The sequence below is a fragment of the Bacteroides salyersiae genome (genome assembly GCF_031172035.1).
GTDB lineage: Bacteria > Bacteroidota > Bacteroidia > Bacteroidales > Bacteroidaceae > Bacteroides > Bacteroides salyersiae.
The window spans coordinates 960,296-985,805 of record NZ_CP133452.1; the positions used below are offsets into that span (position 1 = coordinate 960,296).

Genomic DNA, 25,510 nt, shown 5'->3' on the forward strand with positions numbered 1-25,510 from the left:
TGAAAACATGGGAAATTACACAATTACAGCAGGCATCGGAAGGAGGCGTATTATATGAAACGCGCTCAAGTAATAGCATTATTGCCGGTTTTGGCAAGCTTTTTTGTTATGGGATTCTGTGATCTTGTCGGCATAGCATCCAACTATATGCAATCCGACTTTTCCTTATCCGAAACCCAAAAGAACTTCTTACCTTCAATGGTCTTTATCTGGTTCTTTGTATTTTCTGTTCCGTTCGGTGCTTTCATGAACCGGATAGGAAGAAAAAATACAGTGCTTATTAGTTTAGGCTTTACCGTTCTGGCTATGATACTCCCCTTATTGGATTACTCCTACGTATCTTGTCTGATTGCTTTTGCATTGCTCGGCATCGGGAATACGATTCTACAGGTTTCATTAAATCCGTTACTGATGAATATTATGGATGAAAACAAATTGGCCAGCAGTTTGACTGCCGGTCAGTTTATTAAGGCCATATCCTCTTTTGCCGGACCGATTATTGCAGTTTGGGCAGCCGGTTTTCTGGGAAACTGGATTTATATGTTTCCTGTTTTTGCACTAATAACACTGTTTGTCGGTTGCTGGCTATTGTTCACACCGATACCCAAAGAAACTACAAAAAATACGTTATGGTCATTCAAACCCTATCTCATCCTATTGAAAGATAAAACGATTCTATTATTGTTCTTGGGGATCCTCTTTATTGTAGGAGTAGACGTCGGCTTAAATGTCATGATACCCGGTTTTTTAATGGAACGTTGCAGCATGGAGCTGAACGAAGCCGGTTATGGCATTAGCCTGTATTTCGTTTTTCGCACCGTAGGTGCATTTATGGGAACATTCATTCTGGCACGCTTCTCTTCCATCAAGTTTCTACGGATCAGTATGATTATCACTTTATGTGTATTTATCTTTATGCTTTTTGTTTCCGAGAGCCAGTTGCTGTTAGCTATCATAGCGATTGTCGGTTTCTTCTGCGCCAACGTATTCAGTATCATTTTCTCAAAGGCATTGCAATTGTATCCCGACAGCGCAAATGAGCTTTCCGGACTGATGATTATGGGAATATCGGGAGGAGCAGTTGTCCCGCCATTAATGGCCGCTTTCTCACAATGGGTAGGTAGTTTTAACGGTTCACTAATGATCATCGGACTCTGCATTACTTATCTGCTATATTGTTCTTTCGCATTAAAAGCGACAAGAAAATAGAGAAAGATTAGCTGATCATCAGCAGATGTTACACTGAATAGAAGAGTTGTTATCAGGAAAATCTATATAAATAATATTCTGTAATATTTTTGTGACGTGTAAAAAATCTTATTATTATGAAAATGAAAAAAATCCCATTATTATGCGCATTACTCATTTCCTTTTTAGGAACTGCCTGCGATAAAGAGACCGATAACGATATCGATTTATCGGGATCATGGCAACTGATTTCACAAATCTCAAATGATGAAGAACAGGAACTGGATGAATGCGCAAAAGGTGAATTACTGTATTTTACAGAGAAAAATGTTTGCTACCTCTACCTGCCTTGTGAATCGAAAGATTTGAGAACTGCCTGGAATTATGAAAGCAATAACCGAATTCTGAATATTTCGGATTTATTGCCTGTAACCTTTTACGTGGAGGATCGTACAGCCAACAGATTAACCCTGAAATATTATACTTATTCGGCAACAGGGCAATTAGACATCTATATAAAAACGTATAAAACGGTCGAAACTATTATTGAAGATGGCAAGCTGAGATTAAAAGAATCACATCAATAAACACCAAATACCATGAATAAATATCTATTAGGTTTAGTATTTCTACTATTCATTTTCTCTTCCTGCTCGAAAGATGAAGATTTGGCAAGCGGACTGTCGGGATATTGGAAACAAGTTGCCGCCTATGACAACGGAGAAGTGTGCAGTACCGATAAAGAAGAAAACCTCTCCATTCTGTTCGAAGCAAACGGAGTTTACAGGATGTTTGATCCCTGCCTTGAAAAGGAACATGCCGGAACATGGCTTGTAACCGACAAAGACTGGTTGAATATGTCTATGGATAAAATAGCCGGTAAAAACTCATCCGACAATTCTTATCGATATACTCAAGTGCTGGTTCGTTTCACCATAACCCACTTAGAAGGGAATGAAATGGAACTTCGTATAAAAACATTCTTAGGAGAACGTAAGAAAACAGTTATGTTTTCCCAGATGGAACAAGATCCTACACCCGCTACTCCTGAAGAGGCGATGGAATTAGACAAGAAAAATAAAGAACTGCATACCTACACCTATCAGTTTAGACGAATTCATTAAAATATAATATTATGAAAGGATATACTATATTGCTTCTATTATTCCTTTGCCCATGCTTTGTGTCGGCACAAGACCTGGTAGTGAAAGGAATAGTATTAGATAAAAATAATGGGGAACCTCTAATCGGTGCCACTGTTCTGGTAAAAGGTACTACAATCGGTGTTGTAACCGATTTGGATGGCAACTTTTCTTTAAAAGTGCCTGCAAAAGATGTACAACTGAGTATCAGCTATATCGGTTTCGAAGCTCAGACCGTAACTCCCGTATTCGGAAAGAAGATGAAAATAGAGTTAGGAACAGATGCTGCCGTAGCCTTGGATGAAGTTGTCGTAGTTGCTTTTGGTACGCAGAAAAAGGAATCAATGGTAGGTTCCATTTCAACTGTAAAAAGCAAAACGCTGACTACGGTCCCGGCGTCCAACCTGACCCAATCTTTAGCCGGTAAAGCTTCAGGTGTAACAATCGTTCAAAGTTCCGGTGAAATCGGACGCGACGAAGCAGATATCTACATCCGCGGTAAAGCAACGTTCGCCAATGAAAACACGAAACCTTTGATTGTAGTAGACGGAATTATCCGTGAGAGCTTTGCACAAATTGATCCTAATGAGATCGAAAGCATCAATATATTAAAAGATGCTTCGGCAACGGCCGTTTATGGTGTGAAAGGAGCGAACGGCGTTATCATCGTAACGACCAAGAGAGGAGTTGTCGGTAAACCGGAAGTATCCATTACTTCACAAGTGGCAGTAAACGTTCCTATTCGGTTGTATAAGCCGTTGGATGCCTATCGTTCTGCTCTGCTGCGCAATGAAATGCTGAATAATGGCGGTCAGCAAGCAGAATACAGTGCAACAGATTTAATGAAGTATCGGACGAAAGTTTCTCCTTATACCCACCCGGACGTGGATTGGATGGATGAGATTATGAAATCCGGTTCCATACAACAGCAATACAATGTGAATGTGCGGGGGGGTACCAAATCGATGCGTTATTTCGTTTCCGGCGGTTTTTTTAATCAGAATTCTCCATTCAAAGGAGACAATATCACCAACTTCAACCGATATAACTTCCGGTCGAATCTGGATTTCGACATTACGAAAGATTTGAGTGCTTCGATCAACATAGGCGCCCGCATTGAAGACCGCCATTATCCCACTTCCATGCAGTATAGCAGTTGGGATATATACCATGCTGCAATAGCCAACTCCGGTCGTAAATATCCGGCTTTCAACATGGACGGCTCTTATGGCGGTGACAAAGATTACTCCAATATACATGCCTTGATTCGTGATTCCGGAGAGTTCAAAGAAAACCGGAACGTACTGGAAGCGGGGCTCAACCTTACCTATAAATTGAGTTGGCTTCTTCCCGGGCTTGCCATAAGAGGACAAGTGGCATACGATGATGACAGTAAGCATGGAAAGATTTATCGGAAAGAGGTTGCTACCTACCAATATCTCTACCCAACAGACACCTATATCATGCACGGAGAAAATCGTCCATTGCGTTGGGACTGGCAATATGTAGACAATTTCCGGAAAATTTATCTGGAAGGCGGACTGACCTATGAACATGATTTCAGAAAACACAACGTAAGTGCTCTTATATTATTTAACCGTCTGTCTCATGGATACAACGTCGATTTGCCATACGCAAGCCAGGGTATGGTAGGACGGTTTGTTTATGGATACGACACCCGTTATCTGGCAGAAGTCAACTTCGGCTATAACGGTTCGGAAAACTTCGCCAAAGGAAAACGTTACGGATTATTCCCCTCTTTTGCATTAGGCTGGGTTATTTCAAATGAACCTTTCTATAAAAAATCCAATATCAGCAAGATTATGAATAGTCTGAAAATCAGAGGTTCTTTAGGCTGGGTCGGTAATGATCGCGTCTGGGCATACGACCCGGTAGCCAATACCAGCACAGAAGCACGGTTCATTTATCTTCAACAATACGAATATGTTGATACCAGCAACACAGACAACTCCTATATATTCGGTATTGGCGACAACCGCGTTCAAGGTATACGCCAGGGACGTGTAGCCAACAAAGATGTCTCTTGGGAAACTTCCAGAAAATTGAATATCGGTTTGGAGGCCGGCCTTTTCAACAATGCCCTGACTTTCAATATTGATTATTTCCATGAAAGGAGATCGGATATCCTGACACAGGTACAAACAATGCCGTCTTACGTGGGAACCGTATTCTCTCCGGCCAATATCGGTATTGTACAAAATCAGGGAGTGGAATTAGAAGTAAATCACAGCCGCTTCATCGGCCCCGATTTCTCATATTCCATCAAAGGAAACATGAGTTTTGCAAGAAACAAAGTGATCGATATGGGTACTCCTCTCGGTGTTTTACCTTATCAGCGCCCGGAAGGATATCCCATCGACACCCCTTTGAAACTGATCACCTTGGGTTATTTTCAAGACTATGACGATATAGAAAGAAGTCCTTCCCAATTAGCTCTGGAAGGAAATACGGAAGTACATCCGGGAGATCTGAAATACAAGGATATCAATGGTGACGGAGTAATCGACCGTGCCGATTTTATAAGGACCGGTTATCCGTTGGTACCCGAGATACAATACGGTATCAACTTGTCCTTATCCTATAAAGGATTTGATGTCGGCGTACTGTTTCAAGGTTCCACTCACGTCTCTTTCGACAAGAATTGGGAAGCGATGTGGGCCTTTTCCAACGGAGACAACGTGTACGATAAACATTGGTCTTATTGGACTCCGGAAATGGGAGATGCAAATGCCAAATACACCCAAATGTACGGAAAATACCAAAATAATGAAGCCGGCGCCGATTATACTTTGTCCGATGGAAGTTACATACGGCTAAAGAATCTCGATATCGGCTATACCCTTCCTAAAAAAATAACGGAAAAAGCCTTTATAAAGACAATCCGCATTTATTTCTCGGCTCTGAACTTGGCAACCTGGGCCAAAGAACCTTATCTTGATCCGGACAACAGAGACAACAGAGCGGCAAACATGCCGCCAATGAAAGCATATAACTTTGGTTTAAATATTAATTTTTAGGATATTATGAGAACATATAAAATATTCTCCTGCCTGTTAGCCATTCTCTTTTACGGCTGTGATGACTATTTGGACCGGGCACCGGATTTAAATCTGGACGAAAACAAGATATTCACCAATTACGAAACCGCCTATAAATTTCAAGCCGATATTTACACCAATCTACTGAAAGGCTTCAATGTGCTCGGAAGTTTTGATCCGGCTCCTATAGCCTGTGCTACGGATGAAGCAGAATCACGTTTCGGTTGGAATACCAGTAATTCATTCAATGTCGGTTCGTATGATGATGTAGATAATCAGTTGACCCGCAACTATGAAGGTATCCGCAAAGCAAATGTCTTCTTATCCAAGAAAGACATCATTCCTTTCCCGAGTCAAGAGATGAGAGAAAGATTATTAGGCGAAACTCTTTTTCTGCGTGCTTTCTTCTTCCACGAAATCATCAAACGATATGGCGGCATGCCCATTCTAAATGATAAACTTTTGTATCCGAATGACAATCTCAGCTTACCGCGAAACAGTTACATGGAATGCGTAAACGCTATCTTGGAAGACTTAAAACAGGCTATCGGGCTATTACCGGTAACGGTAAATGAAAACGAACAGGGACGCATTACCCGTGGAGTTGCCATGGCACTGAAAGCCCGGGTACTCTTATATGCAGCAAGCCCGTTGTGGGATAAAGAAAATACGAATCCGGAAAAATGGAAGCTTGCTTATGAAGCGGCTGCAGATGTACTGAATTTGAAAGATGAAGACGGTAACCCGGCCTATCGCCTGTTCGATCGTGGCAACGGAGCAGCCGACTATGAGAAAGTATTCCTGCTGCGCCCCGATGAAGGGAACTCAGAAGTGATATTCTGGTATAATAATGTTCCTGTTGGCTTCACCAGCAGCGAGATAAAAGTTTGGGCGCCTTCCGGCGAAGGATTCGGCGGAGTAGGTGCCGTAGCTCCTACACAGAATTTTGTAGACTTATACGAGATGAATAACGGTAAACCGATCACGGACGAGGATTCGGGCTATGATGCACAAGATCCCTACAAGAACAGAGATCCCCGTTTTTACAAAACGGTTATCTACAACGGAAGTATATGGCAAGGAATCACTGCAGAACTGTATATGGGTGGTAAACACCGTCTTTCCAAAGACAGATGCCGCACCGGATACTATGTACGCAAATATTTACCGGAAAGTTTGAATGAAAAATCATCCAATAAAGCTTATCACAACTGGATTTACTTCCGCTTGGCCGAGATGTATTTAAATTATGCAGAAGCGTTGAATGAGAGCCTTCCTGTTCCTTCTACCGAAGTGTACAATGCTGTGAATGCTGTCCGTAAAAGAAGCGGCATGCCTGCTTTACCCCAAGGTCTGTCTCAAACCGCCATGCGGCAACGTATCAAGAATGAGCGGGCGATAGAACTTGCCTTTGAAGAACACCGATGGTGGGATGTACGCAGATGGAAAGACGGGGAGACTTACTTCAACGGTCCGATGTACGAAATGGAAATCACGAAAAACAGTGACAATAGCTATACCTACAACAAAGTTGTTTTCGAAGACCGAATATTTACGGACAAAATGAATCTGTACCCTATTCCTAAGAGTGACATGGATAAAAACCCCTTATACCAGCAAAATCCCGGATGGAATAATTATTAATGATACATTTTCGAATGTGTAAATAGTATTAATTGAAAATAAGTAAGAATATGAAATATTTTATCGGGCATTTATCTTTCAGACTTTTATGTCTGGCCCTTACGATAGCTTGTTTTTCCCTTCCGGTTTTTTCGCAAAAGAGTGAAAAAGCGGTGCAGGATACCATAAAAAATAAGACAAGCAACGAAAAGTATTTGCAGACATCGGCCGTATCGACAATCCGTTATTCAGATCTGGATAAGGCATCGGCCTCCAATTTAGAGAATGCATTGACCGGCAAAGCTTCCGGATTAACGATCTTACGCAAGACGGGAGACGAACCGGGAAACAGCCTCTCGGATATTTATATACGCGGTATCGGAACATATGGACAGTTCCGTTCACCTCTCTTCTTAGTAGACGACGTAGAACGGGACATCAGTCAGATGGATATTGAAGAGATAGAATCGATTTCCATTTTCAAAGATGGTGCCGCCAATACCCGATACGGACAGAGAGGAGCCAACGGAACCGTATTTGTAACAACCAAAAGAGGAATTATCGGTAAACCCGAGATTTCTCTGACAGCTCAATACGGCTTTCAACAACCTACACGGCTACCGGATTTTTTGCCCTCCCGTGAATATGTCTCTCTTTACAACAAAGCATTACAGAACGACGGACTACCGGTACCGTCGGACGAAAAATATAACCCGGGAATTTATGACGGGACTCAGAACCCCTATTTATTTCCCGACGTAGACTGGTATTCTTCTTTTTTGAAAAACAGCACTCCCCAACAGCAATATAAGGTGTCTGTCCGGGGAGGTACGGAGCAGGTCAAATATTTTGTATTATTCAGTTTCTTAGGTAAAGACGGGCTTTATAAATATACCGATATAAATTCCGGATTTAATACGAATGTAAATTACAACCGGTATAATATCCGTTCGAATATCGATGCTGCCGTCACAAAGTCGCTGGATGTATCATTGGACCTGGCCGGAAGAATAGAAGACAAGAATATGCCTAACAGCACTTCTTCGGATATCTTCAATGTATTGTCTACAATTGCTCCCAATGCCATGCCGATCACTTACGAGGATGGGAAAATAGCAGGTACTTCGCAATACAGGCAAAATCCTTATGGAATGATTTCCCACACCGGATACCGGAAAGACAGAAACAAAGTATTGCAAGTGAAAGCACAGGCAAAACAAAAACTGGATATCGTGACAAAAGGATTGGGAGTACGTGCCATGGTTGCTTTTGACGGAGTATCGGGATATGGTACCGGTAAAACGAGCAATTATGCAACTTATGAACTACAGAGAGATAACACATACTCTGTGTATGGAGAAGACAAACAATTGTCATTGGCTCAAGAGAAATTATACGATTATTATCAATATCAACTGGCCTTTAATGCAGGTTTCTCTTATGACCGTATTTTTGGAAAACACGAAGTCTATGCCGATGCCCGCTATTATCAGTCTCAATTATTTGTACAGGGTGACAATCCCGCTTATGCGCGTCAAGGAGTCGATGGCAAACTGACTTACTGTTTTGACAAAAGATATGTCGGTGAAATCAGTTTCGCTTATGACGGCAGTGATGAATATGCACCGGGACACCGTTTCGGCTTTTTCCCAAGCATCGCCGGAGCGTGGATCATATCCAATGAATCCTTCTTCAATACCAAAGCGGTGAATTATTTGAAACTGAGAGCCTCCTATGGAGAAGCCGGAAACTGTAAAACCGGTTTTGACCGTTATGCCTATCAGTCTCATTGGTCGGGCTTTGATCAGTCCAGTGGCGGTTACATCTTCGGTAGTGGCTTTGCCTGGAGTGACGGAGCTTGGGAGGGCCGTTTGCCTAATCCCGATTTGACATGGGAAACGACCCGGAATTTAAATGTAGGTATCGATCTGGAATTATTTTCGAGCTTATCAGTCACTGTCGATGCCTTCTGGCATAAACGTTCGGATATCGTTTCGGAGAAACAGAATACTTCCTCCTGGATCATCGGTGCTCCATTCCCGTATGTGAACATCGGTACGGTAGTCAACCGGGGTATGGAAGTATCGTTGATGCATCAAAAACGTATCAACAAAGTAGGTTATTTTGTTCAGGCAAACGTCTCATTGGCAAAAAACAAGATTCTGGCAATGGATGAAGTGGAAGGTCTGAAGGAATATCAAAGGAGAACCGGAAAATCCGTAGCCCAGCTATGGGGATTGGAAGCCTTAGGTTTTTACATGAATGAAGACGATATAAAAAACAGCCCCATCTCCACTTTCTATAAAATTCGTCCCGGAGATTTAAAATACAAGAACCAGAATCCGGATGAGGATAATCACATAAACTCTTATGATGAAATACCTATAGGGAAACCGACTGTCCCGGAAGTGACCATGGGATTATCATTGGGAGTAGATTATGCCGGATTTGATTTCTCTGCAGTACTTTCAGGAGTAGCAAACCGTTCGGTTTATCTGAACAATGCGGCAGTATGGGCTTTGCAAAATAATAATAAGGTGACAGCACTGGCCTATGGAGCCTGGGAAAAAGGAGTGCGTGAATCGGATGCCACCTTCCCACGCCTGACAACAGAGAACAATCTGAATAACTACCGTTCTTCTTCATTTTGGATCAAAAACGGTAACTTCCTGAGATTAAGCAATGTGGAATTGGGGTATCAGTTACCTTCTTCCGTTTTGAGGAAAGTGAACATTAAGCAACTCCGCCTTTATGTCAATGGGCAAAATCTGCTTAGCATAGATAAATTAGGTAAATACAACCTCGACCCGGAAGTAGTAGATGCAGGCGTTACCGGGTATCCTATGATGCGTTCTTTCAACATTGGTATAAATATGAAATTTTAAATTTAGGGCCATATGAAATACATATCTAAATTATTAATCTTATCAACCTTGTTTTTAGGGTCATGTGATATTCTGGACAAGGATATAGATACAAATCTGGACAAAGACGACATCTTCACTGACGAACGGTTTGCCCAGGGATTCCTGAATAGTACCTACCGGGAACTGATTAACGGTTTCAACCGTCTGGACCACGCCATGTTCGCCTGTGCTTCAGACGAAGCGATCTGTTCTTATTCCGGCTCCGCGGTACACAGCTACAACAATGGAGCCATCACTCCTTTTTATAATCCGGAAGAAGAAATCTGGAAAACGATGTATGCCGGCATCCGCAAGACGAATATGTTTTTGCAGGAGCTGGAAACAACCATCAAAGAGGCAGGGTTGATTGATAAAAACGAACAGACCAAAGCCACTTATAAACGCATGAAGGGCGAAGCCCTGTTTTTAAGAGCCTTTTATCATTTTGAGCTGGCCAAGCGTTTCTCAAACATTCAACTGGTCGATAAGGTACTGACAGAAGAAGAGGCAAAAACAATCAAGCAGTCTACCTTTGCAAAAGCTATAGAATTTATCGTCCGGGATTGCGAAAATGCAACCACTTATTTAGATGATTTCAAAAAAGAATCTGCCGACTATGGACGCGCCACCCAGCTGTCTGCATTGGCACTGAAATCGAGGGCATTACTCTATTTAGCCAGTAAACTAAACAATCCGGATGAAGATAAACAACTTTGGAAAGATGCGGCAGACGCAGCCAAAGAGATAATGGATATACAGGTAAAGAACCCTTCACAAGTCGGTTTGCTAAGTGCTTATTACTCCGTCTTTACCACTCCCTATAATATTGAGATTCTCTTTGCTACGAGTTCGGACAACTCTAATGAGGTAGAATTATACAATAACCCGATTAGCTATGGCGGAAAAGGATATACCAACCCGACTCAAGAACTGGTAGATGCTTACGAAACAACGAAAGGATATCCGATCGATGATCCCCGTTCCGGTTATGATCCGGAGAACCCGTATAAAGGGCGCGATCCCCGTATGGAATATTCAGTTGCCTACAACGGATTAAAATTTAGCGGCACTCCGATCGAAACATTTGTCGGTGGAAAAGACGGACTGAACAAGACGCCTACGGCAACCAAAACCGGATACTATATGCGGAAGTTCATCGACCAGAATCTGGACTTATCAAAAGACCAGAAACGCCGCCGTCCCTGGATATTGTTCCGATATGCGGAAATTCTGCTAAACTACGCCGAAGCGATGAACGAATATCTGGATGCTCCGGACCAGTCCATATACGATGCTGTCAATCTGATACGCAAGAGGGCCAAAATCCCCCAACTGAACATACGCATGAACTTATCCAAAGAAGAAATGCGTGCACGGATCAGGAATGAGAGACGAGTAGAACTAGCTTTTGAAGAACATCGTTTTTGGGATGTACGCCGTTGGGAAGAAGGACAGACCTATTTCAATCAACCTATTCACGGCATGAGAATTACGATGGAAAATGAAAAAGCTTCGTATGAGACATTCGTTGTTGAAGAGCGGGTGTTTGAACCGAAAATGAACTATTACCCGATTCCCCAGTCGGAACTTCAAAAGAACAGCAAACTGGATCAGAATCCGGGATGGTAAGAATATAATATCAGAACAAATTAAATAGACCGATGAACATGAGTTTTCATAAAATAACATCCGCCATAAGCATGCTACTGACAGTCATGCTTATATGTTCCTGCGACCGGGATTTAAATGAAGGAGTTGACTACTATTCTCCTCAGGCCGATATTGCCAGAGATACCTTTGAAGTGGCACGGGGAGAAAATGTGGAAATAAAAGCATTCATAAAAGACGAAAGCGGCATTGCCTATCTGGGGCTGGAATATGCCGACTGGAATTTGAAAGACGAAATATCCGTCGACGAAGTTTCAAGAACAACCGGATACGACTATACATATAAGATAACAGTGCCCTTGAATGCCTTGTATGAATGGGATGAAGTATATACCAAACATGACGGAACAAAATTCAATATCAAACAACGTTATCATAAGATCTCTTTGACCTGCTATGACGGGGTTAAGAACAAGAATATTTTTTATTTCTATATAAAAGTGAAGTAATTATGCAGGTAAAGTATAAATTGACTGTTTTTCTATGCTGTTTGTTCACAGCATTTCAAACGAATGCTAACGGGAAAGAGCCGGTAGATTATGTAGATTGTTTCATCGGAACTTCCAATTCACGCTGGATGCTCGGCCCCTATGCACAAATGCCGTTTGGTATGGTACAAATCGGCCCGGATAACCAAGGTAATCGCTGGATGGGCGGATACGAATATGCCATTAACAGTGTTTCGGCATTCAGCCACATTCATGCCTGGACAATGGGCGGCCTGTCGATGATGCCTGCAACCGCAGATTTTACCATCGAAAATCCGGGACCGGACGCTCCCTACAAAGGGGCTAATGCCGGCTATCATTCACGTATATTAAAAGAGACGGAAAAAGCGTCTCCGGGATATTACGAAGTAGAGTTGTATGACCATCGGGTAAAGGCTGCCATGACAGCCACTACCCGTTGCAGCTTCCAGAAATACATATTCCCGGAATGTACCGATTCCAGGATTCTGATGGACCTTTTGTTCCCTACCGAATGGGATTACGGATTCTCGGTGAAAGAAGCAACTATAGAACAAGTAAGCGACACCCGGATTGAAGGATACGCCAAATGCGTATCGGGTGCTTGGAGCCGTTGGAATGATTGGACATTGTATTTCTCTATCCGTTTCAGCAAGCCATTCGACTCTTTCAATGGTTGGAAAGGCACGGAAGTAACAGAGAATATAAACAAAATTTCCGGTTCGGACGAAATGGGAGCTTACGTGACTTACAAGACAGCAGAGAATGAAGAAATCCTGATACAGACGGGGCTGTCATTAGTCAGCATAGAAGGAGCCAGGCAGAATCTGGAGAAAGAAATGATCCGACCTTTCGGATGGGATTTCGAAGCATGTGTAAACAATGCACGTCAAACCTGGAACAGCCTGTTGGGAAAGATCAAAGTAGAAGGAGGAAAAGAGCAGGACAAACGTAAATTCTACACCAACCTGTATCGTGCCTATGCAGGCAAGCAAACTTGGAATGACATAGATGGCAAATACCGGGATGCCTGTGAAAACATACAGCAGTTGAAACCGGGACAGGCCATGTACGGAGGAGATGCCTTCTGGAATTCTTATTGGAACCTGAATGGTTTATGGTCTATCGTCTCTCCGGAGATTATAGACAATTGGGTGACAACACAGTTAGAAATGTATCGACATACCGGTTGGACAAGTAAAGGACCGGCCGGCATTGAGTATTCCGGCATCATGGAAGGCTCCCACGAAGTTGCCCTGATGGTAGCGGCCTATCAGAAAAAGATACGTAAAGACGGGGATGCCATTTACGAAGCCGTTCACAAAATGGTAACGAATCCCGGTGGCGAACATCCCTGCGGAGGAACCTACGGTCAGATCGATCTGGATGCTTATGCTCGATACGGCTATATGCCCAGCGAGATAAATGTGGTATCCAAGACACTGGATTATGCTTATGATGACTTCTGTGTATCACAATTGGCAAAAGCACTCGGTAAGAAAAAGGATGCCACCTTTCTGGAAAAACGTTCCATGAACTATAAAAACGTATTTCATCCCGAATACAAGTATGTATGCCGCAGAGACTCATTGGGGAACTGGGACGATCAGTTCGATGTATTCTCCAATGCCGGTTTCATTGAAGGAAATTCCTGGCAATACTCCTGGTATGTACCTCATGATATCAAAGGACTGATAAAACTGATTGGAAAGGAAAAAGCATTGGAACGATTGTCCGACGGATTTGAAAAGTCGAGAAAACACAATTTTGCCGCACACGTATTCGACCGTACCATGGGGCAATCGGCCGAGTTTTATATCAATCAGGGAAATGAAGTGAATATGAACTCTGCATTTATATTCAACTATCTGGATAAACCTTCTTTATGCCAGAATTACACAAGAGAGATACTCGACCGGTTCTATGGCGACTCTCCCTATAAAGGCTGGGAAGGAGATGAAGATGAAGGTCAGATGGGCGGCTGGTTTGTCATGTCGGCTATGGGCCTGTTCGAAATGGATGGGGGCGTAACTGCTGATTCGGAACTCGATATAACCTCTCCTCTATTCAATAAAATTACCATTGCTCTGGATTCCCGCTATTATCCGGGTAAAGAGTTTGTGATAGAGGCAGTGAATAACTCACCTGAAAACCGCTATATCCGTAGTGCCCGGTTAAATGGAAAGCTGTTAAAGAATTTCCGTATTCCGTTTAGCGCATTGGTGAATGGCGGACGATTGGAACTTGAGATGGGTAATGAACCTTTATAACATACGAAAGGATTGATTATGAAAGTGATAAGATTTATTATTTGTTATTTGTTGCTTGGGCATACTGCCAGTCTGGTAGCTGCCGATACCGGCGATAGCCGAACGGACGAAAGAAATAGAATTGTTGTTCTCGCCCGTTTCCAAAATGATCCGGACTTCGAAGAACCGCAGAGTTATTATGAGGAGTTCTTTAACGGTCCGGGTGAAATGTCGGTACAATCTTATTTCAAGGCCCTGTCTAATGGGAAATTGAAAATAAACTCTTCCATTTTCCCAATGAACGAGCCAACGTCTTCGGAACACTCTTATGAATTGAAATACTGTTTTTACTGTTATGACAGTGACTGGTCAAAAAGTTTTCCGGAATGTAAAGGGAAAGATATCAGTGCAGGACTTGCAGACGTTTCAATCGGTTTTATCATAAGAGAACTTGCAGAAAAAATAACTTCACAGGTAGACGGCAATCTATACGACCGGGACGCCGATGGATATATAGATGATTTCGTAATGGTTTTCCGAGGCGGAAGCCGTGGCACGGACAAAGGAGTACATTCACCTCAGAATGGAGAACTGTCCGAACGTTTTATAAATGCCAACGGAGATATTGAACTGGGAGGAAAGAAAATAAAGAAATATACCATTCTTTATGAACGTAGCTCTCTGGCCACTCATTGCCGTTTCTTACTGAACGAACTGGGCTTCCCTTATCTGTATCGCTCCCGTTCGGAATATCCCCGCCCTGTCGGCATGTGGGATGTGATGGACGGGCCGGAACTGACTCTTCCGTTGGTATACAACCGTTGGAAATATTCCGGAGGTACATGGGTAGAAGATATCCCGGCTATCAGAAGCCATGCTACCTACACTTTGAATTCTGCCGATAAACCGGAAAAGAATGCTTATAAGATTCTGACAGATGATCCGACAGAATTCTTTGTTTTAGAATACCGTAACAACCAAAACGCTTATGAAAGGCATTTACCCGAGTCCGGATTATTAATTTATCGGGTACATACTGATAAAAACGGTTCCACAGAGCCGGTTCCAGAGTTTTATGTATTCCGGAAAGACGGAGAAATCGACCAGGCCGGTGATCTGAATGAAGCATTATTCTCGGATATAAACGGAAGAAACATATTTAGTGCGGCTTCCAATCCCTATCCTTTTATTAGTAATGGCGACCGGGCGGATATTGCAATCTCCGACATTAAAATAGAAGGAGAAACACTGACATTCACTACGGGCGATCTTCCGAGTTCAGTGGAAGAAATAACATCTTCCAAACAACTGAAGCTATACTATGCTCCCGATACAAAAAACTTATCGATCTCCGGAGATTGGGAGCATGTCAGTATCAAAAACCTTTCGGGTATCGATTTATTAACCGAACAGAACACTTCGGGAGACTATTCACAATCTATTAGTTTACAAGAATACCCAAAGGGAGTTTACCTGATTGTTGTCAATAAAGACGGGCACAACGAGACAATGAAGATTGTATTGTAAAGCTGTATCCATTCAATTTTATAAATAGAATTTAATCAGAATAGTATGAATAAAATAGGTTATGCATTACTTATTGTTTGGGGGCTGCTCCCGTTAAACACGGTTTGCAGCACAAACACAATTCCTTTTGTGGGAGTATCTGCCAGTAATTCGGACGGTATCATGCTCTCAGAGAATTTAGTAAACAATTCGGGGTTATCGGAAAATTCGGCCAACGCTTTTCACGACAATGCTTCAAACGGTTCTACCATGTGGTGTAGCAGAACAGGAGTTTTAGGAGATGTGAAACTGACATTTGACCTGAAAAAATCATATCATTTACAGAATCTGTATATCTGGAATTTCAATCAGCCGGACAATCTGAATAAAGGAGTGAAGAATATGCGCATTGAATATTCCACAGACAAAACGAATTGGACTGAGTTACCGGCTCCGGCAGAGCCCGGTTATACGATGGATGCATCTTATCCGTTTCAGTTGGCGCAGGCTTCGGGTACGAGCGAACTGAAAGCAACTAATTTGAATGATGGGAAAAATTCTCCGATAAACTTATCCGGTGTACAAGCACAATATGTCCGTTTTCTTATTTCAAAAACGATAAACAACGGTAATTGGGGTGGAAATGCCTTCGGATTGAGCGAAGTGCTGTTCACTACCGACGACGAGATCGATGATGCGTTAAAAGTCTCCGTCGATTTTGGCCAAGTGAATAATACATGCGGAAATATGCTCTTCGGAGGATGCCAGAATCCGTCGCTCCCTCATTCCCATAAAATATTACCCCAGCTGACGGATGCCGGTTTCAATTGTATCCGTTGCGATATGTGGCTTGAAAAAATCTTACCGGCAAATATTACCTATCAAGATTACATCAATAACGTCAACGATGTACAAAACCCCGATACATGGGATTTTTCGGATTTAGAACTGGCAGTCCGGGCTAAGAAAAGCGGCATGAAAGTAATGATGATCATTGCCTATTGTCCGGGATGGCTGGCATACAACGGTACCAGTAAAGGGGTTCCTATGGACCTCGATGTTTATGCCGATATTGTGCGTAAGGTATATAGCCGTTATCACAAATATATAGACTGGGTAGAAGTATACAACGAACCGGGATATTTCATGACCATTGATAAAAGTCCTTATGCATCGGCCGGTGCGGCATTGGCAGATATCTATATGACCTGTGTAAAGGTGGTACGGGAAATTACGCCGGATATGCCGATGGGAGGAACCTCTGTTGTCACTCATTCCGACGGTGGAGTCGGTGGCAGCACCAATCGTGATTTCTTCGCGGATAAACGTATAAACAAGGATAACTTTAATTTTTATTCTCATCATGTATATGGCGATTATGGTATTCCTACGGAACAGGAAACTGTAACAAGAGTCAAAAATCTGTTAGGGAAATTCGGATACGCCAACCTGCCGGTTTATTTCACCGAATGGAGCACATCTATCAGTAACGCTGCAGATTCCATAACCTATACCGGCTCAAAATCACACCTCTTTGTAGCCAACTGTCTCGTCAACTGGATGCGCGACGGGCTGACAGGAGCCATGCATTGGAATTATTTGCAGGCATTTGCCGAAAACGGAACAACAGAACAGGGAATTTCATCGGATGCACACGGGCTTTATAGTTGGGACGTTCGAAGCAAAGAAGGAAAACTACTGCCCAAAGCATATGTATTTACTCTACTTTCCAAAACGCTCGGATTGGGAAAAGGCGAAAACCGCGTTGTACAGACCGATTATGCAGAAGCAGCAGAGCATTTGAATGTACTTTCAATCATAAATGCTGAAGGAGAATACTCCACAGTCCTCATAAACAATCACCAGACACCTATAAAAGTGGCCCTTTCTTCCAATTCAGACCATTCGAGAATCGAGAAGCATACAGTAACTTATACCGAAAAAGGAATAAATGGTGAGAATATTATTTCCACTGATAAAAAAAGTGTCATAACCCTCGCTCCAATGTCTGTAACGGGCATAAAATACATAAAATAAGTAGGTTGTTACCAGGTAGCGAGTGAATGTTACAAGTGTGAATCTCCGTTTTTCTATTCCTCGCTACCTTGCAGCCGTTTTCAAAACAGATTGTATAACTTTAAATAACTTATCATGAAAAGGAAAATTATTACTTTATGTACAGCGTTGTTTGCATTAGGTATTCATGCACAAATTTCTACCCCCATGTGGGAAAACTTCGAAGGCAGTTCTTTAGTATTGGAAAACATTACTTATGAAGGAACCGGAAGTGAAACAATGGGTGTTGAAGAAAACCCTCAGAAAAGCGGAATTAATAAATCGGAAAAATGCTTTGCCCTTACAGCAACCAACCAGCATGACTGGTGGCACAAACTACACATCGCCCCGGCAGAAGGAGAATACTTTATGCCGGCTTCCGACAAGCACGTATATCTTCATTTTAAGATGTATCGCACCCGAATCGGAGATGCCAGTGAAGTGCATGTTTATGACGAAAAAGGCACACAGGACGGACATTTCCAAGCACAATTCAATAATACAAAAGCAAATTGCTGGGAAGATTTTGTATTTGATCTTACCTCTTATGTCCAGGCAGGCAAGGGAATCAGCAAAATTGTCATACAACCCGAATTACAATGGAACGGTCCGGGCGCCGTACCGGAAACCAAATATTTATTGGATGATTTTCAGTTGATGGATTCTTCCTATCCGGATGGAGCACAAATACTTGAGATTACAGACATCGCGAATTTTGATGATCCGGACATGACTGCAAAAAATCTGATGGAATGGAGTTCGATGGATCCGAATGCTTCTTGCACGGTAGTCGATAATCCGTCTTCTGAGGCTGTAAATTTAACAAAAAAGGTTTTGTGTTATGATAAGCCGGCATCTGCGGTTTGGTGGCATGCTTTGCAACTGCCTATCAACGGCTTGGTGAAAGCCGAATATCCGAATACCAACCTGCATATAATGATGTATACCGGCGGGCAGACAGTACGAGTAATTGTAAAAGACCATATGGGTAATCAGGCCAGATCCGAATATATGCCTTATGACGCTACCAGTTGGGAGGACTTTGTATTCGATATCTCTGAATTGAAAGGTGAAACAATCTCTGCAATCGAATTCCTGTTTGGCTTTAATGGAGAAGATAACTGGGATAATCCGGCTGGAAAATTCTACATTGACGAAATTATTTTAAATGACGAATTTGATGCACGCGAAGAGGTCAGCACCGGTATCAATGAATTAAAGGATAACAAGAGCGGCATAGCTGTATACTCCACCGACGGAAGCATCTATGTCAAAGGAAACAACCTGAACAAGGTGGATGTGTATACAGCAGCCGGAACCCTTGTTGCAGAAAAGGCAGGAAACATGAATGAATGTTCTATGGCATTGCCTCAGGGTATGTACATTGTAAAAATACAAACGGTAAATGGAGAAATTGTAGCAAGAAGTATTGTAAATAAATAGTATAAAGTTTTATCAATAGGTATGAATACTCCCTGATACATAAGTAGCGAACTATATATTCATGTATCAGGGAGTCTTTTTTAGGGTCAGACCGTTTAAACAGAGAAGAATGAAAGTCATTAGAATTTTAATATACATCGCATTATCCATTGTATGTACCGCCCTGTCTGCACAACAGAAAGAGTATGAAAATCCTCGCGTGACAGGAGTAAACAGAGAGAGCGGACGTGCAACATTCTGGTACTATTCGGATAGAACCGAAGCACTGAAAGGTGGTTATGAAAATACCCCGGATAATATACTGTTGAATGGCAAATGGAAGTTTCATTTTTGCGAAAAACCGGCCGAACGCCTGGTAGATTTTTACCAGACAGGATTCGATGTATCGCAATGGGACGATATTGACGTACCGGGCAGTTGGCCCTTACAAGGATACGACAAACCTCTATATATGAATCATCCTTACGAGTTCAATTATATAGACCCCTACCCGTATCGGGTTCCTACGGAATGGAATCCTGTAGGAGCGTTCCGACGTGTAGTACATATTCCCGTTGCCTGGGAAGGGAAACGGGTGGTGTTGCATTTGGGTGCTGTCAAGTCTGCCTTTTATGTTTGGGTGAACGGACAAAAGGTCGGCTATTCTCAAGATTCGAAAATGCAGGCAGAATTCGATATCACCTCTTATATACAACCGGGAAGAGAAAATGTGATTGCCATCGAAGTCTATCGTTTTTCGATCGGCTCTTATTTAGAATGCCAGGATTTCTGGCGGTTGGCAGGCATCAAAAGAGATGTGTGGCTGTATGCCACCTCTCCGGTATTCCTGAAAGATTTCTTCGCTATAGGCGATTTGGATGAACAATACAAGAACGGGGAACTGGAGTTGAACTATACACTCAAAAATACCCAAAAACGCAAAACATCAGTCAATGTCTCTTTTTCTTTACTCAACAAGGAAAATAAAGAGATCTGGACAGAGCAGCAAAAGATAGTGTTGCCCGGACTGAAAGAACAAACTATGAATCTGAAGCAGGTGATCGAAGGCTGTTCACACTGGACAGCAGAAACACCCAATCTATATACATTGCTGATCGGTGTCGAAGAAGCGAACGGCAATACGACATACAGTTCATGTAAAGTAGGATTCCGTAAAGTGGAAGTAGCGAATGCACAACTTCTGGTCAATGGAGTTCCTGTTTACATCAAAGGGGCTAACCGACATGAGCACCATCCTAAATACGGACATTATATTCCTCGTGAGACGATGGAGAAGGATGTCCGATTAATGAAACAATTTAATATCAACGCAATTCGCACTTGCCACTATCCGTGCGACCCTTATTTTTATGAGTTGTGTGACAAATACGGGATTTATGTTGTGGATGAAGCCAATATCGAATCGCATGGTTTAGGGGCGGCTCTACAAAATGTAATAGATCCGCAAAAACATATCGCTTGTGATCCGGAGTGGACAGACATTCACCTGGATCGCATGAACCGTATGTTCCAAAGAGATAAAAACCATCCGTCAGTCATTATCTGGTCTATGGGTAATGAATGTGGTGACGGAGTCAACTTTGTCAAAGGCTACAAAATGTTGAAGGCACTGGATAAAAGCCGGTTAGTGCAGTTCGAACAGGCCGGTACATTACCACATACGGATATTTACTGCCCCATGTATATGAAAGGGGAAATGATGAAAAATTATGCCTTATCGCCGGATGCACGCATACCTCTTATCCAATGCGAATACGCCCATGCAATGGGCAACAGTCTTGGAAACTTCCAGGATTACTGGGATTTGATAGAAACTTATCCGGTATTACAAGGAGGCTTTATATGGGACTTTGTAGATCAAGGAATGGATGCCTATCACAATGGAGTGCATTATTATGAATATGGTGGCGGATTCGGACAGGAAAAGATCCGTAACGACGGTGCATTCTGCATCAATGGATTATTCTCTCCGGACAGAAAACCCAACCCGCACGCGTATGAAGCTAAAAAAGTATTGCAGAGTTTACGGGTACGAAAGAGTGGACTGGGAGAAAAGGTCTTTAAAGTCACGAATACATTCTCATTCACCAATGCAGATAAGTATCAGTTGACATGGAGCCTTTTGCAAGACGGACAAACTGTAGAAAACGGTACCATACCGTTCGCCCTTGCTCCTCATTCCGCCGGATTATTGACCATACCCTATCAGACAGCCCTTTCTGACTGTCATGAATATTTCTTAAACGTTGAATTCAAGTTGAAAGAAGCGGAGGATCTGTTACCCAAAGGTTGGACAATAGCCTATGATCAGATCGCTTTGAATCATCCGGTCAGAAAAATAACTGTCGGTAATACTTTAAACAAAACATTGACCTATCAAGAGAACGATACGATAATCGATATAAAAGGAGAACGCGGATTAAACCTAATCTTCGACAAACGGAAAGGAGGACTGAGTTCTTTTCGTTATGAAGGCTTCGATTATCTGAAATCATCTCTTGTTCCGGATTTTTGGCGTGTAAATACCGACAATGACGATTGGGACAGCGAGAATAATGTCTGGAAGAATGCTATTTCCAAAATGCAAGTATTGCAAGTTACGGTAGAACCTGCCACTGCCGTTTCTAAAAAGGAGAAAAAATACGAACAGATAAAAGTGCACGTTAAAACACAATTTACCGTTTCGGAAAAGCCGCAGCATACCATTTTCTTCGATACGGACTACACTGTACATGCCGATGGAAGCATCCGGGTAGATAACTATTTTACACCGAATTATTACAACGGAGAATCCAATATGTCCATACCCAGAATTGGCCAGGTAGTGAATATGAATTCTGAATTATCATTGGCTCAATGGTACGGCCGTGGTCCTTGGGAAAACTACTCAGACCGTAAAACCTCCGCATTAGTAGGGGAATACGAAATGCCCGTCAGTGAACTTCCTTACAACTACATCCGTCCTCAGGAGAATGGTTATCGCACGGATGTCCGGTGGCTGAAATTAAAAAGCCCCGATGGCCATGCACTGAAAATAACAGGTGAACCGATATTCTGTTTTAACATTCAGTTCACCGGACAAGATGGATATTTCACTAATGACGGCGCCCGGATGCGCTCTTCCGTCAATATGGTAAAAGAGCAAAATTATTATTTGAATATTGACTATGCACAAAAGGGAGTGGGTGGCGATAACTCTTGGGGAAAGCCGGTGCACTCCGAATATTTGGTTTTACTGAGATATCATGCCTATAGTTTCTGGTTGCAACCGGAACTATAATTAAATTATAAAGAATACACATCATTATGAGAAAAGCAAATTATGACCGGTTTCCATCTACTAAAATTTCGGGAACTGTAATTCAAGGATGGGAGAATATCTGTTCTCTACTGGAAGAACATTTAAAGGCCTATCCGGCTTTAGCCGTTGATTTTTATACAGGGGTATATGAGGAAGAAGTAATAAATGAACTCCATCGCTTATCCCCCGCCCTATTTATCGATACCCGCGACCTGATGAAACCGGAAAGTGAGATTAAAGCTATGACAGCCCGCTTTATGACGGATGACGTCTTATTTGGCTACGTGACTAATATCACGCTAAACGATTATTTTGACCAGGACAAACTGAAGAAAGCGCGTGAGGAAGTAATTGCGACAAAAGGAAAAGTAGTGGTTGTGGGAAGCGGAGCCGCCATGGTAGTCCCTGCCGAAGCCGTATTGGTTTATGCAGATATGACGCGTTGGGAAATCCAACAGCGTTTCCGCCGTCATGAAGTGAAAGCATTGGGGATAGACAACCGGAAAGACGCAGTATCCCTGCAATATAAAAGAGGCTACTTCAATGATTGGAGAGTATGCGATAAATACAAGGAAAGTTTGTTTGACAAGGTTGACTTCTGGTTAGACACCCACATAGCAACTGAGCCTAAAATGATTGATCAAACCACTTTTTTCAAAGGAATCGAAGAGACGGTTCATTCTCCTTTCCGCGTAGTTCCTTTCTTTGATCCGGCTCCCTGGGGCGGTCAATGGATGAAAGAAGTATGCGATCTCGATCCGGAAAAAGAAAATTACGGTTGGTGTTTCGATTGTGTTCCCGAAGAAAACAGCCTCTATTTTGAAGTGAATGGTGTACGATTCGAATTGCCATCGGTAGATCTCGTACTTTTAAAAACAAGAGAATTGTTGGGTGAGCCGGTAGAAGCGCGTTTCGGAAAAGACTTTCCCATCCGTTTCGACTTTCTCGATACGGTAGGTGGCGGTAATCTAAGTGTACAGGTACATCCCACGACACAATTCATTCGCGAAAACTTTGGCATGTACTACACACAGGATGAAAGCTATTATCTATTGGATGCCAAAGAAGGTGCTACCGTTTACCTCGGTTTGAAGACGGGTATCGATAAAAATGAAATGATTGAAGACTTGCGGAAAGCCCAAAAAGGAGAAATAGTATTCAATACGGAGAAGTACGTGAATAAACTGCCCGCAAAGAAACACGATCATTATCTGATTCCGGGCGGAACCGTACATTGTTCCGGCTCAGAAGCATTGGTACTTGAAATCAGTTCTACTCCTAACCTGTTTACTTTCAAGTTATGGGACTGGCAGCGTTTAGGATTAGATGGAAAACCACGCCCCATAAACGTAGAAAGAGGAAAAGAAGTTATCGACTGGAAACGTGATACGGAATATGTCAAACAGCATTTGGCCAACCATCTGACAAAGATTTCCGAAGGAGACGGCTGGAGAGAAGAAAGAACAGGGCTGCACCCGAATGAATTCATCGAAACCCGCCGCCACTGGTTTACCAAACCTGTGACACACCATACGAACAACAGTGTGAATGTCTTGAATCTGATAGAAGGCGAAGAAGCCATCATCGAAAGTCCCAACGGAGCGTTTAAGCCATTTGTGGTTCATTATGCCGAAACATTTATCATTCCGGCAAATGTAAACGAATACATCATTTCCCCTTATGGCAAGTCTGCCGGTAAAGAATGTGCGACTATTAAAGCTTATGTGAGATTCTGATAAAAACGTAAGGTTAACTTAATTCTATTATCATATGTATAAACATGATCAGCGTATTGTACTGACTCTGGATGCAGGGGGTACCAATTTTGTATTCTCTGCCATTCGAGAATGTAAAGAAATTGTAACTCCGGTCTGTCTTCCGGCTGCTTCTGATAACCTGGATAAATGTTTGTCTGCATTGCTAAAAGGGTTTAGCTTGGTTAAAGATCAGTTGGAAGACACCCCGGTTGCAATTAGCTTTGCTTTTCCGGGGCCTGCCGATTATAAAAACGGGATCATTGGAGATTTGCCCAACTTCCCGGCTTTCCGGGGAGGAATAGCTTTAGGACCATATCTGGAAGAGAAATTTAAAATCCCCGTTTTTATTAATAATGATGGTAACTTATTTGCGTATGGTGAAGCACTGGCCGGTGCATTACCTGCCATAAACGAAAAACTTGCTGCCGTCGGTAGTCCTAAAAGATATAAAAACTTATTGGGAATCACTTTGGGAACAGGGTTCGGTGCAGGAGTGGTTATCGACAATCGCCTGCTGACGGGCGACAACGGATGTGGTGGTGACGTATGGATCATGCGCAATAAAAAATATCCCGGATTGATAGCAGAAGAAAGTGTAAGTATCAGAGCCGTCCGCCGGGTATATACCGAACTTAGCGGTGAAGATGCTTCAAAGTTGACTCCTAAAGATATCTACGATATTGCAGAAGGCCTGCATTCCGGAAATCGTGAGGCGGCCGTGAGAAGCTTTGAAGAATTAGGCGAAATGGCCGGAGCAGCCATTACCCAAGCGCTTCACATTGTCGATGGGTTGGTAGTAATCGGTGGCGGCATAGCGGGAGCCGCTAAATACATTCTGCCGGGTATAATGAGAGAGATGAAACAATCCGTCTCCACTTTTGCAGGGCAGGAATTTCCCTGTTTACAGATGGATGTCTGCAATCTGGAGGACGCGAACGATTACAGGAGGTTTATGGAAAACAGAGCCGTCCATATCCAAGTGCCTTCTACCGACAAAAAGGTTCTATATGATTGCAATAAACGTATCGGGGTAATTGTATCCTCATTGGGTGCCAATAAAGCCATTGCATTAGGAGCATATACTTTTGCATTGCAACAGATAGATGCAGCAAGCCTTATCCAATAAAATCATAAATTAAAGAAAGT

Annotated in this window: 15 protein-coding genes; all 15 read left to right on the forward strand. The window is 42.6% G+C overall.

Going from position 1 to position 25,510, the window contains the following annotated elements; translation table 11 throughout:
- Positions 1-54 precede the first annotated feature (54 nt).
- The 15 genes from RB604_RS03615 (at position 55) to RB604_RS03685 (ending at position 25,490) form a co-directional block, all read left to right on the forward strand.
- Positions 55-1,209, forward strand: a complete 1,155-nt coding sequence (locus RB604_RS03615; RefSeq protein WP_021937294.1) for an MFS transporter — start codon at positions 55-57, stop codon at positions 1,207-1,209.
- A 116-nt stretch (positions 1,210-1,325) separates the two neighbouring features.
- Positions 1,326-1,775, forward strand: a complete 450-nt coding sequence (locus tag RB604_RS03620; RefSeq protein WP_055293841.1) for a hypothetical protein — start codon at positions 1,326-1,328, stop codon at positions 1,773-1,775.
- Between the two features lie 12 nt (positions 1,776-1,787).
- Positions 1,788-2,312: a hypothetical protein gene (locus RB604_RS03625; protein ID WP_005928333.1), complete on the forward strand. Its 525-nt coding sequence runs from the start codon at positions 1,788-1,790 to the stop codon at positions 2,310-2,312.
- Between the two features lie 11 nt (positions 2,313-2,323).
- Entirely contained in the window at positions 2,324-5,368 is a 3,045-nt protein-coding gene (locus RB604_RS03630; RefSeq protein ID WP_005928330.1) for a SusC/RagA family TonB-linked outer membrane protein, read from the forward strand.
- A 6-nt stretch (positions 5,369-5,374) separates the two neighbouring features.
- Positions 5,375-7,033, forward strand: coding sequence for a RagB/SusD family nutrient uptake outer membrane protein (locus RB604_RS03635; protein ID WP_005928326.1), 1,659 nt, complete (start codon positions 5,375-5,377; stop codon positions 7,031-7,033).
- Positions 7,034-7,083: 50 nt separating this feature from the next.
- Complete coding sequence (locus tag RB604_RS03640; RefSeq protein WP_005928323.1) at positions 7,084-9,897, forward strand: SusC/RagA family TonB-linked outer membrane protein; 2,814 nt, start codon at positions 7,084-7,086, stop codon at positions 9,895-9,897.
- 12 nt (positions 9,898-9,909) lie between these two features.
- Positions 9,910-11,547, forward strand: coding sequence for a RagB/SusD family nutrient uptake outer membrane protein (locus tag RB604_RS03645; protein WP_055293843.1), 1,638 nt, complete (start codon positions 9,910-9,912; stop codon positions 11,545-11,547).
- 38 nt (positions 11,548-11,585) lie between these two features.
- The gene (locus tag RB604_RS03650) at positions 11,586-12,035 is read left to right on the forward strand and encodes a hypothetical protein (protein WP_005928317.1); all 450 of its coding nucleotides are present in this window, start codon (positions 11,586-11,588) and stop codon (positions 12,033-12,035) included.
- A gap of 2 nt (positions 12,036-12,037) precedes the next feature.
- A complete protein-coding gene (locus tag RB604_RS03655) occupies positions 12,038-14,323 on the forward strand; it encodes a GH92 family glycosyl hydrolase (protein WP_055293845.1) in 2,286 nt (761 codons plus the stop codon).
- 18 nt (positions 14,324-14,341) lie between these two features.
- Positions 14,342-15,829 carry a T9SS type A sorting domain-containing protein gene (locus tag RB604_RS03660; RefSeq protein ID WP_055293847.1) on the forward strand — a complete coding sequence of 496 codons (1,488 nt, stop codon included), beginning with the start codon at positions 14,342-14,344 and terminating at the stop codon, positions 15,827-15,829.
- A gap of 45 nt (positions 15,830-15,874) precedes the next feature.
- Positions 15,875-17,845, forward strand: coding sequence for a cellulase family glycosylhydrolase (locus tag RB604_RS03665; protein ID WP_055293850.1), 1,971 nt, complete (start codon positions 15,875-15,877; stop codon positions 17,843-17,845).
- A gap of 114 nt (positions 17,846-17,959) precedes the next feature.
- On the forward strand, positions 17,960-19,306 hold the full coding sequence (locus RB604_RS03670; protein WP_007479657.1) for a T9SS type A sorting domain-containing protein: 1,347 nt from the start codon (positions 17,960-17,962) through the stop codon (positions 19,304-19,306).
- A gap of 109 nt (positions 19,307-19,415) precedes the next feature.
- A complete protein-coding gene (locus RB604_RS03675; protein WP_055293853.1) occupies positions 19,416-22,586 on the forward strand; it encodes a glycoside hydrolase family 2 TIM barrel-domain containing protein in 3,171 nt (1,056 codons plus the stop codon).
- Between the two features lie 26 nt (positions 22,587-22,612).
- Positions 22,613-24,343, forward strand: coding sequence for a class I mannose-6-phosphate isomerase (locus tag RB604_RS03680; protein WP_055293856.1), 1,731 nt, complete (start codon positions 22,613-22,615; stop codon positions 24,341-24,343).
- A gap of 34 nt (positions 24,344-24,377) precedes the next feature.
- A complete protein-coding gene (locus RB604_RS03685; RefSeq protein WP_055293859.1) occupies positions 24,378-25,490 on the forward strand; it encodes an ROK family protein in 1,113 nt (370 codons plus the stop codon).
- Positions 25,491-25,510: the final 20 nt, after the last annotated feature.

Excerpts from the sequence above, each read along its gene's own strand:
- RB604_RS03665 (WP_055293850.1), top strand. The coding sequence starts at position 15,875 with ATGAATAAAATAGGTTATGCATTACTTATTGTTTGGGGGCTGCTCCCG.
- RB604_RS03645 (WP_055293843.1), top strand. The coding sequence starts at position 9,910 with ATGAAATACATATCTAAATTATTAATCTTATCAACCTTGTTTTTAGGG.
- RB604_RS03660 (WP_055293847.1), top strand. The coding sequence starts at position 14,342 with ATGAAAGTGATAAGATTTATTATTTGTTATTTGTTGCTTGGGCATACT.
- RB604_RS03625 (WP_005928333.1), top strand. The coding sequence starts at position 1,788 with ATGAATAAATATCTATTAGGTTTAGTATTTCTACTATTCATTTTCTCT.
- RB604_RS03675 (WP_055293853.1), top strand. The coding sequence starts at position 19,416 with ATGAAAGTCATTAGAATTTTAATATACATCGCATTATCCATTGTATGT.
- RB604_RS03680 (WP_055293856.1), top strand. The coding sequence starts at position 22,613 with ATGAGAAAAGCAAATTATGACCGGTTTCCATCTACTAAAATTTCGGGA.
- RB604_RS03615 (WP_021937294.1), top strand. The coding sequence starts at position 55 with ATGAAACGCGCTCAAGTAATAGCATTATTGCCGGTTTTGGCAAGCTTT.
- RB604_RS03635 (WP_005928326.1), top strand. The coding sequence starts at position 5,375 with ATGAGAACATATAAAATATTCTCCTGCCTGTTAGCCATTCTCTTTTAC.
- RB604_RS03640 (WP_005928323.1), top strand. The coding sequence starts at position 7,084 with ATGAAATATTTTATCGGGCATTTATCTTTCAGACTTTTATGTCTGGCC.
- RB604_RS03670 (WP_007479657.1), top strand. The coding sequence starts at position 17,960 with ATGAAAAGGAAAATTATTACTTTATGTACAGCGTTGTTTGCATTAGGT.
- RB604_RS03655 (WP_055293845.1), top strand. The coding sequence starts at position 12,038 with ATGCAGGTAAAGTATAAATTGACTGTTTTTCTATGCTGTTTGTTCACA.
- RB604_RS03650 (WP_005928317.1), top strand. The coding sequence starts at position 11,586 with ATGAGTTTTCATAAAATAACATCCGCCATAAGCATGCTACTGACAGTC.
- RB604_RS03685 (WP_055293859.1), top strand. The coding sequence starts at position 24,378 with ATGTATAAACATGATCAGCGTATTGTACTGACTCTGGATGCAGGGGGT.
- RB604_RS03630 (WP_005928330.1), top strand. The coding sequence starts at position 2,324 with ATGAAAGGATATACTATATTGCTTCTATTATTCCTTTGCCCATGCTTT.
- RB604_RS03620 (WP_055293841.1), top strand. The coding sequence starts at position 1,326 with ATGAAAATGAAAAAAATCCCATTATTATGCGCATTACTCATTTCCTTT.